The following is an 11,950-nucleotide window of genomic DNA, read 5'->3' as shown; positions in this document are numbered from 1 at the left end:
CTCACCGATCTCGCGTCAGCTCGACGAGGACCGTAAGGACGCCGAACATCATGGCGAGCGGGCCGAGGAGCCGACAGGCCTTCCCGAAGCGTTCGTGCCACGCGTCGTACTCGACGTCCATGCCGGCGGCCTTGCCGATCCGCCGCGTGCCCAGGAGCCAGCAATACAGGCCGGCGAAGAACGGGATGGCACCGTTCACGAGCGATCCGAGGAGGTCCGGCGACATGCGGCCTCCTATCGCGACGACGGGAGGGAGGCGGCTTCTGCGGCGGCTGACGTCCGGCAGACCTGCATCAGCAGATCATAAGATCGCAGCCGGGCGGCGTGGTCGTAGATGTGGCCGGAGAAGACGACCTCGTCGGGCTTGACGGCGTTGACCAGCGACTGGAGGCGGCCCCGGACGGTCTCCGGCGAGCCGACGACGGAGACGCGGGTCATCTTGTCGACGTGGGCCCGTTCGAACGGTGTCCAGAGCGCCTCGACGTCGTCGACCGGCGGCGGGAGCAGGCCCGGCCGGCCCCGCACCAGGTTGAGGATGGCCTGCTGATGCGAGCTGAAGAGCCGGACGGCGGCCTCGTCGGTGTCGGCGAGGAAGGCGTTGACGCCGATCATGGCGTACGGCTTCTCCAGGGCCTCGGACGGGATGAAGTTCTCGCGGTAGATCGCCAGGGCATCGAAGAGCTGATCGGGGGCGAAGTGCGAGGCGAAGGCGTAGGGGAGGCCCAGCTCGGCCGCCAGCCGCGCGCCGAAGTCGCTGGAGCCCAGGATCCAGATCGGCACGTCCAGGCCCTCGCCCGGGATCGCGTGCACGAACCGGCCCGGGCCCGCGGGGCGGAAGTAGTTCTGCACCTCGCGGACGTCGCGCGGGAAGGCGTCGACCTCTTCCTGGTAGCGTCGCAGCGCCCGCGCGGTCCGCTGGTCGCCGCCCGGGGCGCGGCCCAGCCCCAGGTCGATCCGGCCCGGGTAGAGCGACGCCAGCGTGCCGAACTGCTCGGCGATCACCAGCGGGGCGTGGTTGGGCAGCATGATCCCGCCCGCGCCGACGCGGATCCGCGACGTCCCCCCCGCGACGTGCCCGATCACCACCGCGGTCGCCGCGCTCGCCACCCCCGGGATGTTGTGGTGCTCGGCCACCCAGTACCGCTCGTACCCCAGCCGCTCCGCATGCCGCGCCAGGTCGACCGCGTCGCGGAAGGCGTCGGCCGCCGTCCCGCCCTCGACGATCGGGCAGAGGTCCAGGACCGAGAGCTTGACGTCATCTAAAGACTTCACGCGAAATCCCTCCCGCCCGCCGCCGCTCCGATGGCACCGAGCCGGGGAATTGTAGGCGCGGCCAGGCGAAAAGGCGATTTGTTCAATTTCGCCTCGGGGCGATCATGCCGGCGGCCTTCTCCGGTTCTCGGATGAGTTGGCGACGCATCCAGGACTCGGACGCGGCGATTTCGACGTCGCCGGACTCGCCGCCGAGGGACTGGCCCAGGCGGCGGCGGGAGGCGGCGGCGCAGAGGTTCATGTCGACGGATTCGAAGGCCGCGACGGCCTCGCGCCACAGGGGCGCGGCGAGGTCGGCGCGGCCGGCGAACGAGGCGAGCGAGGCCCGGATCATCCGGGAGTAGGCGGCGGGGCAGGGCATCTTCTCACGTTCAAGCGCGCGGGCGTCGCGGCCGGCGACGGCGAGGAGTCGACAGGCGCCCGACGCGTCCTTCGCCCGGAGTTCGAGCGCCGCGGCGAGGGCGGCGCGGGCGCGGAGGAACCGCATGGACGTGCGGATGAACTGGACGCGCAGCAGCAGCGAGCGGCGGAGCGCGGGCCAGGCGTCGTCGAGGAGCCGCCACGCGGCCGGGCCGCGGCCGTCGTACAGCTCGATCTGGACGGCGGCCCACAGGGCGTCGTTGTGCTGGACGTGATAGCCCCGACGCGACCAGCGGGCGTTGGTCGCGGCCAGTTCCTCGCGGGCGCGGGCGGGCTCGTCGGCGGCCAGCCGCACGATCGACATCAGGTACGAACTCAGGTTCATGGCCGCATAGAGGTCGCCGCGGTCGACGGCCTGGGCCAGGAGGATCGGCCAGCGCCGGGTCAGCTCGCCGGTCTCGCCCTGGTGGCTGAGGCCCCAGAGCGAGAAGGCGTCGGCCGTGTTACGCTCCCAGGCGACCCCGGTGCAGCGGTCGCGGAAGACGGCCTCGGCCTCGTCGCATTGCGCCTGCGCGAGCCGCCAGCGGCCTTCGAGATAGGCCGAGACGCCGCGCGCCAGCGTCACCATCCCCAGGGGGTAGGGGTGCTCGACGCGGCGGGCGAGCGACTCGGCCGTGGCCAGCAGCCGCTCGGTGCGTCGGCGGTTGGAGCCGCCCGTCGAGGCCGCGTGGGCCGCCTCCATGGCGAGCGCGCGGGCGATCCGCGAAGGTTCGCCGGCCGCCAGCGAGAGCAGCAGGCCGCGGGCCTGGAAGTCGGCCCCCCGGATCGTGTCGACGACGCTCAGGCCCACGCCGGCCGACCAGCAGACGTCGATCCGCGTCAGGGCCGAGGGGGGCGCCCGCGACGGGTCGACCTCGCGGAAGTGCAGCCCGCGGAGCCGCAGGAGGGCGCGACGCCAGAGCAGCGACGCGAGCGCCCGCCGAGGCGTGCTCGGGAGCCTCATGCCGACGCGCGCGAGCACGTCGTGGAGCGTCTCCAGGCCCTCGTCGATGTGGCCGCTGACGAGGAACTGCATGGCCGCGCGGCGTCGACGCTCGAGCGCCTCGTCGGGGGAGGCGTCGGTTGCAGCCGTCAGGTAGGCCGAGGCCGCCTCCACGCCCCGGCCCGCGTTCGCCAGGGCGTCGCCGAGGCTCGCGAACAGCCGTCCGCGGCGATCGGGCGCGGCGCGGCCGATCTCGATCGCACGGCGGTACAATCCCGCGGCGCGTTCGAAGGCGAGGGCGTCGGCCGCCTCGTCGGCCGCCGCGGCGAAATACGAGGCCGCCTTCTCCGTCGCGTCCGCCGCCAGGAAATGGACGCCCAGGACCTCGGGATCGGCCCGGCCCGACGCCTCCAGCACCGTCGCCAGCCGGCCGTGGCGTTGGCGTGCGACCTCAGGCGCGAGGCGTGCCGAGACGGTCTCGCGAACGCGGTCGTGGTACGCTTCCACCTCGTCGGTCTCGGCCCGTCCGGTCCCGCGGACGAGCCTCCCGGCGCGCAGCAGCGCCAGCGCCGAGCGCTCGTCGACGGAATCGTCCAGGCAGGCGTTCAGGTCGACGAGCCGGAGCGGCCGGCCCGAGGTCGCGACGACTTCCAGGACTTCGCGCGCCTCGGCCGGCAGCCGCCGGATCCGCGACCAGAGGACGTCGTCCAGGACGAGCCGCCCCTCCGCATCGCCCCCGGTCGCGTCCAGCTCCAGCGCCCCGGCGTGGACGTGGCGCACCAGCTCGGCGATGAAGTACGGGTTCCCCTGCGACTCGCGAGCCACGGTCTCGGCCAGGGTGGCGCGGCGGGCGACCGAGGCCGCCTCGTCGCCGTGCAGGAGCGTCGCGGCCAGCGCCCGGGCCTCGTCGTGCGAGAGCGGCTCGACGCGCAACGAGCGGGCGTCGAGGCCCGCGGCGGGGTCGACCCCGACCCCCAGGGCCCCGGCCTTCGCCAGGGCCTGGAGCAGGGGGCTCGCGGCCTCGTCCTCGCTGCGATAGGTGGCCGCGAACAGGAGGACGGGGGCGTCCGGGGGCCGCATCACCTCGACGAGCATCGCCGCGCTGTCGGCGTCCCCCCATTGCAGGTCGTCGACGGCGACGATCAGCGTGCCGCGGTCGCCCAGGCGGGCGAGCAGCTCGCGGAGCGCGGCGAAGGCGCGACGGCGAAGCTCCTGCAGGTCGGGCGTCTCGCGGGCCCGCCGGGGGTCGCGGGCGACGGCCTCCACGCGGCGGAGGCTGGGGAAGACTCGGGCCAGCGAGCCCACGTCGCGGGGCAGGACGGCCGCCAGCTCCACCTCGCCCATGCGGCCGAGTCGCCGCGCCAACGCGTCGACGAGGCTGTCGAACGCCTTGTACGGCACCGACTCGCGCTCGTAGCAGCGGCCCGTCAGGACGATCGTCTCCTCCTCGTCGGCCTGCTCGTCCAGGAAGCTCTGCAGGAGCGCCGTCTTGCCCGCGCCCGAGCTGCCGTGCAGGTACACGGCGACCGGCCGGCCGGCCCGGACGTCGTCCAGGGCGGCCTGGAGCGCGGCCCGATGGCGGTCGCGGCCGACCAGGACGACCCCCCGGCCGGTCGACGACGGGTGCGGCGAGACGACGCGCGCCCGCAGCCCCGGACCCGGCTGTGCGACCTCGCCGGCCGCGCCCAGCCGCCTCAGGATCGCGTCGGCCGGGGGGCGGTCCTCGGGGCGACGCCGCAGCAGGTCGACGCAGAGGTCGTTCAGGTCGTCGGGGACGTCGGCCGCGATCGTCGCCGGCGCGGGCGGGTCCATGCGCTGCTTGTCCATCAGCATCATCAGCGCGCCGCCGGTGAACGGCAGCCGGCCGGCGACCGCCTCGAACAGCATGACGCCGACGCTGTACCAGTCGCTCGCCGCCGAGACCGGCAGGGCGGCGGCCTGCTCGGGCGCCATGTAGGCGGCCGTGCCGACCATGCGGTCGTCGCTGCTCTGGTGCCGGCCCTCGTCGTCCTGGTCGGCGGCCAGGCCGAAGTCCAGCAGGACGACGCGGCCGTCGCGCGTCACGATGACGTTCGAAGGCTTGATGTCCCGGTGCAGCTTCCCCGCCTGGTGCAGCGCCGCGACGCCGTCGGCCAGCCGGCGGATGGCGGCCCGGATGCGGCCGAAGCGGTCGGGGCAGGGCTCGCGGACGTACGTCAGGAAGTCGACGCCGTCGAGCAGCTCCATCGTCAGGAACCAGTTCTCGCCGTCGCCGATCAGCTCGTACAACGTGACGAGGTTGGGATGGACGACGTCGAGCAGCGACCGGAACTCGTGCTTGAACCGCAGCAGCGCCGCGGCCCCCGCGCGGTTCATGGTCTTCATGGCGACCATGCGGCGGCATTTGCGGTCGAACGCCTTGTAGACGGTCCCCATGCCGCCGCTCCCCAGCAGGCCCAGCACGTCGAACCCGGCGACGACCGGCAGCCGGGGATCGCGCGGGGCGGAGGCCGGCGGCCCTCCGTCGGCCGACGATGGGTCGACCCGGGGCGTCGCGGGGACGGACGTCGGGCCTTCCCACTCGTCGGCGTCGGCGGCGTCCCCCGAGGCGGTCGAGAGGGCCACGCTGAACGGCCGGCTCAGGCGGAGGGCCTCGTGGACCTCGAACTGGGCCCGCAGCTCGTCGCGATGCTCGGGGAAGCGGTCGAGGTATTCCTGGAGCGAGGGCCGCTCGCCGTCCTCCTCGCGCAGGATGAGCTCGCCGTAGACGAGGTCGAGCAGGTCCGAGGCCGCGACCCGGGCCCGGCCGCGACGCTCCAGGTACGTCTCGACGCGCAGACGCTCGCCCCGCCGCCAGAGTTCGCGGTGGTCCTGCATCAGCCGCGTGGCCGTCTGGGTGCTCGGGCCCGTCTCGGCGGCGTCCTGGGTGCTCATGAGGACGCCCGCGTCATTCCAGCCCCAGCTCGCCGGCCACGCGGTCGACGGCCCGCGCCAGCCGCTTGCGCAGGGCCTCGGGGCTCGCGCCCAGCTCGGACGCGATCTCGGCCCAGTCGCGGCCGGCCTCGCGGTCGTCGAGGAGCCGCAGCTCGTCGGGGGAGAGGCGGCGGCGGGCCTCGTCGAGCATCTCGCGGGCGGCGACCTCGCGGCTGGGCGTCGGCAGCGCGCCGGCGACGTGGTCGAACGCCGCCCCCGCGGCCGACCCGCCCGCCCCCGCATCGCCCTGCCCCGGCGTGGTGCGGCGGAAGTCGCGCCGCTGGGCGCCCTGGGCCTTCACCACGTTCGCCAGCTTGTTGCGCGTCATCGTCGCCAGCAGCTTCAGGAGCTGGTCGGGCGTCTCCAGCTCGTACTGGCCGAGCGCCGTGCGGACGAAGAAGCTCGCCATGACGGACTGGCAGACGTCCATGGAGTCGAGCATGCGATTGAGCCGCGTGTCGACCAGTCGGACCCTCGCGGCGCGGCGGACGGCCGGCTCGTAGCGGCGGACCAGCTCGGTCGCCGCCTCCTCGTCGCCGGCCCGGACGCGCCCGATGAGCGCCTGGAACCCCTCGGCCCCGGTACTTGGATCAGTCATGGCGATTCGGCCCTCCACCGGCTGCCACCCATTCTCATGCGTCGATCATCCCCGGACGCGACCGGACGCGAAACCGCTTCTCGGAAAAAAATCCGGCGCGGCCCGTCCGGTCGCCCTCGCGACGGTGATAACCCACCGAGCGGACGTCGAGGACGCCCGGGACCTTACGAAGAAAACCACGAAACGAGACGGAGGCCCACGATGAAGGCGACGCGAATCCTGACGGCGGCCCTGGCCCTGACGATCGGCGGCGTGCTGGCGACGAGCGAAGCCCACGCCCAATCGGGCGGCAAGGGGCTCGCCCCCAAGAGCGGCTTCTTCCCCGGCGGGGGATACGGCGGCGGCTGGGGCGGCGGGTTCCCCGGCGGCGGGTACGGCGGCGGCTGGGGTTCCCAACCCTGCCCGCCGAGGCCTTACCCCTACCCCTATCCCCAGCCCTATCCGTTCCCCCGGCCCTGCCCGCCGTATCCCGGCGGCGGCTATCCCGGCGGCGGCTACCCCGGCGGCGGCTACCCCGGCGGCGGCTGGGGCGGCGGGTTCCCCGGGAGCGGGTCGGGCGGCGGCTGGGGCGGGGGGTACGGCGGCGGGTCCGGCGGATGGGGCGGCGGATACGGCGGGAAGAGCTTCAAGAAGTGAACGACGCACGAGGCCCGGGGGCTCTTCGCGAGCCCCCGGGCCTTCGCGCGCCGAGGTGACGATCGGGGAGGCCGTCATGACGCCGAGCCCGCGAATCCCGGCTCAGATGGGCTCGTACTTGACCAGGTCGCTGGACTCGATAAGGGAGGACAGCTCCTGGTGGACGTAGCGTGCGAAATAGGCGGAGTTGGAGTGGGACTGGAGGGCCGCCTCGTCGACGTATTGCTCGTAGACGAAGAACTTGCGCGGGTCGGTCGGCGAGCGATGGAACTGGTACATCAGGCAGCCCGGCTCGGCCCGACTGTGCTCGGTCAGCTTGCGGAAGGAGTCGGCGGCGCGGTCCTCGGCGCCGGGGCGGACCTGGAAGGTCACGGCGAGGCAGATCATCGGGGCGGTCCTTTCGATTCGATGCGATCCCAATCAGTTCGCACGAGGGTCTTCGGGGATGTGGCGGGGCTCGATGAGGGATTGGACCTCGCGACGTCCGGCGACGGTGGCGGCGTCTTTCCAGAGCGACTGGGAGTCGTGGTCGCCGAAGACGTGGTCGGGGACGGCGGCGGCGACGAGCCAGCTCCCCTCGCGCAGCTCGTCTTCGAGCTGGCCCGGCCCCCAGCCGGCGTGGCCGGCGAAGAAGCGGACCCGGCCGTCGGCCGAGGCCGCGAGCGACTCCATGGCTCCCAGCTCGGTCGCGACGTAGAGGTCCTCGCCGACCAGCAGGTTCGCCAGGGGCCGGCGGTCGTGGACGGCCATCAGGGTGCCGCCCACGGGGCCCCCGTGGCGCATCTTCTCGCGGCGGACGCAGGGCTCCGAGCTGATCCGGGCCCAGACCTCGGCGACGTCCGAGTCCAGCTCGCGGTTCAGGATCAGCCCCAGCGCGCCGGTCTCGCCGTGCGCCGCGATCAGGACGACCGCCCGCGCGAAATTCGGGTCGGTCAGGCTGGGGGCGGCGATCAGCAGGCGTCCACGCAGTGATTTCATGGCGGCGGTGATCACGGCCCCGGGGGGCCGCGCCGAGGGACCGGCGGGAGGCGATCGGCGACGGGCGGATCCCGACGTCAGCCCACCCGCTTCAGGAACGACACCCGGCCGGTCGCGACCCATTCGGCGACGAGGATGTTCCCGTCGCGGTCGAAGCAGGCGTCGTGGGGATGGATGAACTTGCCGGCCGGCCACTTGTCCGGCTGCTTGCGGACGACGAACCCGTCGAGCACCTGCTTCGTCCAGCCCGGGTCGTGGCCCAGGTGGGTGATCACCTTGTCGTCCTTGTCCATCAGGGTGATCCGCGCGTGCAGGTCGGGGACCAGCAGGACCTCGCCCCGGATGTCGAAGTGGGCCGGGAAGGAGACGTCGTGGTTGTCGGCGCCGACGTGCTCGCCGTCGAGCGTGAAGCGCTGGAGCCGGGCGTTGGCGCGGTCGGCCACCACCAGGGTGGGCTTGCGCCCCGGCCGGTCGTCGAGCCAGAGGCCGTGAGGGGTCTTGAACTTCCCCTCGGCGTCGCCCGTGCCGCCGAAGGTCTTCACCCACTTCGCGTCCTCGTCGTACTTGTGGATGTAATTCGAGCCGTAGCCGTCGGCGAGGAAGAAGCCGCCGTCGGGCGCGAAGGCGACGTTCGTCGGGGCGAACTTGGCGTCGGGTCGGTCGTAGACGTGGGGCTCGGGCGGGGCCTCCTTGATCCAGACCACCTCGCCCTTGAGGTCGGTCTTGGCGACGAGGTCGACGGGCATCATGCACGCCAGGTAGAGGTACTCGACGCCGTCCTCGCGGCGGACGTCGATCCCGTGGCCGCCGCCGTGGAACGCCTTGCCGAACGAGCGGACGAACTTGCCCTCGGGGTCGTAGACCGCGATCGTGTCCTGGGCCTCGGCGGGCGAGGTCGGTTTCGTCGCGGCGCCGCGGTGCGTGAAGTAGATGAACCCCTGGGAGTCGACGGCGACGCCGTGGGTCTCGAACCAGCGGATCGAGCCCGGGGCCTGGAAGAAGTCGTGACGACACTCGTAGCGGTGCTCGCCCTCGCCGACGATCGGGGCCCTGGAGCCCGCCTTGTCCGCGGCGTGGATGAAGGGCCCGGCCGCCGACGAAGCGGAGGCGGCCAGCGCCGCGGCGGCCCCCTGCTTGAGGAACTCGCGTCGGTCCATGTCGTTGCGCCCCGGTGGATGGAGAGGGATCTGGGCGTCGTCCCGATCATCGGCACGATCGTTCCATCTTGCTCCATTTCCGGGCCGACCTCAAGGACGTCGCGAAACCCCGGGTCGACGGCGGAGGGCCGGGCCGCGCCGACGTCGAGGGGGCGGATCGAGGGGGCCGGCCGTCCCGGATCGTCGCTACACATCGGCGACCGTCGATGTTGCAGAAATTGATAATTCTTGATCCGCCCGCTGCGTGACGAAAGCCGTGTTAGATTTGCCGCGGGGCAAGGAGCAGCGCACCCACGATTCCCACCTCTCGGCCGCCAAGGCCCCCGAAATTCGCGTCGGCGACACATCCCTCCCATCGCGGCGGCACGAAGGAGGGCCTTTCCCCACGAAGACGAGGGGCATGATGATGATGATACGCGCCGGGGCCGATCGACGATCCGTCCGCAACCGCCGCAGGCCCGTCCTGGAGATCATGGAGCGGCGCGAGTTGCTCGCGACGTTCCTGGTCACGAACACGGCCGACGACGGTGCGGGGTCCTTCCGGCAGGCGATCCTCGACGCCAACACGACGACGGGGCCCAACCTCATCCAGTTCCACATCGGCTCGGGGCCCCAGACCATCATCCCGGCCACGCCCCTGCCGACGATCAGCAATCCCGTGACGATCGACGGCGCCAGCCAGCCGGGCTTCGCCGGCGCGCCCCTCATCCAGATCGACGGATCGCAGATCTTCTATCCCGACGTCACGCCCCCCATCCGGGTGCCGGACGTGACCGGGCTGGTCGTCACGGCCCGCAGCACGGTGCGCGGGCTGGCGATCAACCGATTCACGGGCAGCGGCATCCTCCTTCAGGGGAGCAGCGGCAGCACGATCGCCGGCAACTACCTCGGGGTCGACCTCTCCGGCGAGACCCCGCTGGGCAACACCTACAACGGGATCGGCGTCGTCGACTCGCGGAACAACGTCATCGGCGGCACGACCGTCGCGGACCGCAACGTCATCTCGGGCAACCTTTCCAGCGGGATCATCATCACGACGGCCTCGAACCAGCCCAACAACGGCGGCAACATCATCTCGGGCAACCTGATCGGCACCGACGTCACCGGCCAGGCCGACCTGGGCAACCAGTTCGACGGCGTCACGATCACGACCAGCAACAACACGATCGGCGGGCTCCTCCCGGGCGCGGCCAATATCATCGCGCACAACGGCGGCAGCGGCGTCGCGGTCTCGGCCCGCAATTTCACGTCCAGCCCGCTGAACACCCCGATCCTCTCGAACCCGATCTACGCCAACGGCTCGCAGGCGATCAACCTGGGCTTCCAGGCGAACGACCCCGTCTCGTCGGCCGCGTTGAATTCGGCCTACCAGGCCGGCGCGTCCACGGTCGTCGAGGGGCGGTTCCGGGGGGCGGCCGACCGGACCTTCACGCTCCAGTTCTTCTCGAATCCGACCCAGGCCCGGCCGTCCCTGGAAGAGGGGCGGACGCTGGTCGGCACGCTGAGCGTCGCGACCGACGACTTCGGCCAGGCCGATTTCACGCTCACGCTGCCGACGCCCGTGGCCGCGGGCCAGTACCTGAGCGCGACCGCGACCGACCCCAGCTTCAACACGACCTCCGAGTTCTTCGGCTCGGTGCTCGTGACGACGACCGCGAGGGCCGACGTCGGCGTCTCGATGTCCGCCAGCGCCGACGGCGTGTTCGCGGGCAGCCCGCTGACCTACTTCATCAACGTCGTCAACGGCGGCCCGTCGAACGCCACCAACGTGACGCTCACCGACGCGATCCCGGGCGGCATGGCCGTCAAGACGGTGACCGCGCCCAAGGGGACGGTCACGCAGGCCGGCGGGGTCGTGACGGTGAGATACGCCCAACTCTCCTCCGGCGACTCGCGTTCGGTCCAGATCACCGTGGTCCCGGCGACGATCGGCAACGTGACCAACACCGTGACGGTCAAGGCCGATCAGACCGACCTCGACCCCGACAACGCGACGGCCTCGGTGACCACGTCGGTGGTGGCCAACCCCAACCCGCCGACGGTGATCGACCAGACGTTGGTCGTCACCCAGGACGCGATCACGGGGCTGATCCTGAACTTCAACCAGCCGCTCGACCCGGCCCAGGCGACGAACCCGATCAACTACGGCCTGACCACCAGCGACCAGCCGGGGCTGTTCAACGTGATCGTCCCCCTCGACGCGCCGGCCTACGACCCGCTCAACTCGGTCGTGACCCTGACGCCGTCGCAGCCGCTCCAGCTCGGCAAGACGTATCGGCTCACGATCAACGGCCAGGGCTCGGCCGGCCTGTCCGACCTCGCCGGCGACCTGGTGGTCGGCAACACCCCGCTCGGCCCGCAGGGGCCGTACGTGTGGGACTTCAGCCGGGGCGTGGTGCCGCAGCCCCAGCTCGCCGTGGCGACCCAGAATCTGGTCGTCGCCCAGAACGCGATCACGGCGATCGTCCTGGGCTTCAACGCGTCGCTCGACCCGGCCCAGGCGGTGAACCCGCTCAACTACGCCCTGGCGGCCGCCGGCCCGAACGGCAAGCTCACGCAGAAGGTGGCCCTCAAGACGCCCGTCTACGACCCCCTCTCGCGGAGCGTGACCCTGACCCCGGTCCGCCCGCTCCAGCTCGGCAGGCTCTACCAGCTCACGGTGAACGGTCAGGGCTCGGCGGGGGTCGTCGACCAGTCGGGGAACCTCCTGACCGGCAACACGCCGGCCGGCGCCCAGGGGCCGTGGACCTGGAGCATCAGCCGCGGCTACGTCCCCCACCCCGCGCCCCGGCGCCAATCGGTGCGGCCGCACCAGACCGGGCACGTCCGGCTCGTCGAGACGGCGACCACCCGACGCATCCTCTCGAGGCCCGGCTCGCCCTCGTCGAACGCCTTGCCCCCGCTTTCCGAGTCCAGCAGCACCCGGAACGACATCAACACCAACCCGTCCTGAGCCCTCGCGGCCATCGATCGGAAACCCTCCCGGCGTCGCCGAGCACCAGGCTCGGCGACGCC

At 72.3% G+C, this 11,950-nt stretch carries 9 protein-coding genes; 2 read left to right on the top strand and 7 right to left on the bottom strand.

Annotation, left to right across the window (positions count from 1 at the left end; all coding sequences use genetic code 11):
• Position 1: 1 nt before the first annotated feature.
• From PZE19_RS14605 to PZE19_RS14590, 4 genes are all read right to left on the bottom strand, one after another.
• On the bottom strand, positions 2 to 226 hold the full coding sequence (locus tag PZE19_RS14605) for a hypothetical protein (protein WP_277861365.1): 225 nt from the start codon (positions 224 to 226) through the stop codon (positions 2 to 4).
• An 8-nt stretch (positions 227 to 234) separates the two neighbouring features.
• Complete coding sequence (locus tag PZE19_RS14600; RefSeq protein ID WP_277861364.1) at positions 235 to 1,272, bottom strand: LLM class flavin-dependent oxidoreductase; 1,038 nt, start codon at positions 1,270 to 1,272, stop codon at positions 235 to 237.
• 82 nt (positions 1,273 to 1,354) lie between these two features.
• Positions 1,355 to 5,527, bottom strand: a complete 4,173-nt coding sequence (locus PZE19_RS14595) for a serine/threonine-protein kinase (RefSeq protein WP_277861363.1) — start codon at positions 5,525 to 5,527, stop codon at positions 1,355 to 1,357.
• A gap of 13 nt (positions 5,528 to 5,540) precedes the next feature.
• Positions 5,541 to 6,164 carry an RNA polymerase sigma factor gene (locus tag PZE19_RS14590; RefSeq protein WP_277861362.1) on the bottom strand — a complete coding sequence of 208 codons (624 nt, stop codon included), beginning with the start codon at positions 6,162 to 6,164 and terminating at the stop codon, positions 5,541 to 5,543.
• Positions 6,165 to 6,365: 201 nt separating this feature from the next.
• Here PZE19_RS14590 and PZE19_RS14585 point away from each other — a divergent pair, with 201 nt between their 5' ends.
• Positions 6,366 to 6,800, top strand: coding sequence for a hypothetical protein (locus PZE19_RS14585; protein WP_277861361.1), 435 nt, complete (start codon positions 6,366 to 6,368; stop codon positions 6,798 to 6,800).
• A gap of 102 nt (positions 6,801 to 6,902) precedes the next feature.
• On the opposite strand, the gene PZE19_RS14580 is transcribed toward PZE19_RS14585, so the two are convergent.
• From PZE19_RS14580 to PZE19_RS14570, 3 genes are all read right to left on the bottom strand, one after another.
• Positions 6,903 to 7,187 (bottom strand): putative quinol monooxygenase, encoded by a 285-nt coding sequence (locus PZE19_RS14580; RefSeq protein ID WP_277861360.1) that lies wholly within the window; start codon positions 7,185 to 7,187, stop codon positions 6,903 to 6,905.
• A gap of 33 nt (positions 7,188 to 7,220) precedes the next feature.
• Entirely contained in the window at positions 7,221 to 7,778 is a 558-nt protein-coding gene (locus tag PZE19_RS14575; protein ID WP_277861359.1) for a YqgE/AlgH family protein, read from the bottom strand.
• Positions 7,779 to 7,855: 77 nt separating this feature from the next.
• Positions 7,856 to 8,935 carry an NHL repeat-containing protein gene (locus tag PZE19_RS14570; RefSeq protein ID WP_277861358.1) on the bottom strand — a complete coding sequence of 360 codons (1,080 nt, stop codon included), beginning with the start codon at positions 8,933 to 8,935 and terminating at the stop codon, positions 7,856 to 7,858.
• A 403-nt stretch (positions 8,936 to 9,338) separates the two neighbouring features.
• Here PZE19_RS14570 and PZE19_RS14565 point away from each other — a divergent pair, with 403 nt between their 5' ends.
• Positions 9,339 to 11,888 carry an Ig-like domain-containing protein gene (locus PZE19_RS14565; protein WP_277861357.1) on the top strand — a complete coding sequence of 850 codons (2,550 nt, stop codon included), beginning with the start codon at positions 9,339 to 9,341 and terminating at the stop codon, positions 11,886 to 11,888.
• Positions 11,889 to 11,950 lie beyond the last annotated feature (62 nt).

Origin of the sequence: Paludisphaera mucosa, assembly GCF_029589435.1 — a bacterium.
In the GTDB taxonomy this organism is placed as follows: Bacteria; Planctomycetota; Planctomycetia; order Isosphaerales; family Isosphaeraceae; genus Paludisphaera; species Paludisphaera mucosa.
Note: the sequence above shows the minus strand (reverse complement) of the source record. Positions and strands in the feature narration are given on the sequence as shown.

Bases quoted from the DNA above. Each gene is read 5' to 3' on its own strand.
- PZE19_RS14605 (WP_277861365.1), bottom strand. From the start codon at position 226: ATGTCGCCGGACCTCCTCGGATCGCTCGTGAACGGTGCCATCCCGTTC.
- PZE19_RS14595 (WP_277861363.1), bottom strand. From the start codon at position 5,527: ATGAGCACCCAGGACGCCGCCGAGACGGGCCCGAGCACCCAGACGGCC.
- PZE19_RS14590 (WP_277861362.1), bottom strand. From the start codon at position 6,164: ATGACTGATCCAAGTACCGGGGCCGAGGGGTTCCAGGCGCTCATCGGG.
- PZE19_RS14585 (WP_277861361.1), top strand. From the start codon at position 6,366: ATGAAGGCGACGCGAATCCTGACGGCGGCCCTGGCCCTGACGATCGGC.
- PZE19_RS14580 (WP_277861360.1), bottom strand. From the start codon at position 7,187: ATGATCTGCCTCGCCGTGACCTTCCAGGTCCGCCCCGGCGCCGAGGAC.
- PZE19_RS14575 (WP_277861359.1), bottom strand. From the start codon at position 7,778: ATGAAATCACTGCGTGGACGCCTGCTGATCGCCGCCCCCAGCCTGACC.
- PZE19_RS14570 (WP_277861358.1), bottom strand. From the start codon at position 8,935: ATGGACCGACGCGAGTTCCTCAAGCAGGGGGCCGCCGCGGCGCTGGCC.
- PZE19_RS14565 (WP_277861357.1), top strand. From the start codon at position 9,339: ATGATGATGATACGCGCCGGGGCCGATCGACGATCCGTCCGCAACCGC.